The organism is Bacteroides sp. AM44-19, assembly GCF_003603395.1.
Lineage (GTDB): Bacteria > Bacteroidota > Bacteroidia > Bacteroidales > Bacteroidaceae > Bacteroides > Bacteroides uniformis.
On record NZ_QTNB01000061.1, the window covers coordinates 1 to 1,010 of the forward strand.

At 39.3% G+C, this 1,010-nt stretch carries 1 protein-coding gene; it reads left to right on the forward strand.

The features are described from left to right. Window positions 1-528: 528 nt before the first annotated feature. A complete protein-coding gene (locus DW947_RS21705; RefSeq protein WP_165859488.1) occupies window positions 529-798 on the forward strand; it encodes a hypothetical protein in 270 nt (89 codons plus the stop codon). The last annotated feature ends 212 nt before the right edge of the window (window positions 799-1,010 follow it).

Sequence of the window (1,010 nt, forward strand, 5' to 3'; positions counted from 1 at the left end):
TTTCTCTAAAAACTAATCTTTCCACAGCAATGTTCTTTTCTTACCACAGCTGTGGAAAGAAAGAAACGCGGGTGTGGTAAGAAAGAAACATATCTGTAGTGAGAAAAGTTGTTCAGTAGTTCTCGTTTAGTATCCGGGCTTTCCGGATGTAGCCTTTCGCAGGTTTATTGTCAGTTCTCTTTGGGCTCCTCAAGCGTGGTGCCGGCCGTTCTGTGGTCTATGTGAAGGTATGAATGGTCTATTTCGACGCGCGCGCGTATATATATAATGTGTCCCCTTCGTTCCGGCCTCCTTTTTCCTTTAAAAAATATGCTTTAAAACATATCTATCAATCAGCGAGTTATGAAAAAGTTCACGTAAACCCTCAAAAAAAGCTTGTATATATTTTGCAGATGTCCGTAAAAGCCCTACTTTTGCATCCGCTTTCGGGAACGAAGGCGGCGATGTTTTGACATTCTGACAGTAAAACGGAGCGGTAAGCTTCCATTTTTCTCTTCTTTGCCATAGGTTTCTTTCGGAACTTCGGCCTTGGAAAAGAAAAGTGAAAAAAAAACTTCCGAAACATTTGGAAGTTATGCTTTAAAGTTCTTACCTTTGCACCCGCTTTTGAAAACGAAAGCAGCGCGAGTTGACATTCTTCTTTCAAGAAACGGTGCCTGGTTCTTCTTCCTTTTTCTTTTTGCCTCCCTTTCGACAAGAGAGACGACGAGGAAAGAGAAAAGAGAAAAAATAAAAAAAACTTCCGAAAATATTTGGAAGATATGCTTTAAAGCTCTTACCTTTGCATCCGCTTTCTGAAAAGAACAGCAATCGTGAAACGAGCGATCTTTGAACAGATTTACATAAACAATACAAGTAGTACAAGAGCAGGTGCTTCGCAAATTAATAATTGGAAACTAATGATTAAGGCGCGTCGTACCTGGGTAAAACAAAAGAACCGTCAATACCTGTTTTATATAAATAGGTAAAGATAAACTTTTTGAATTCGAGCGTCCTGAACAGATAATTAA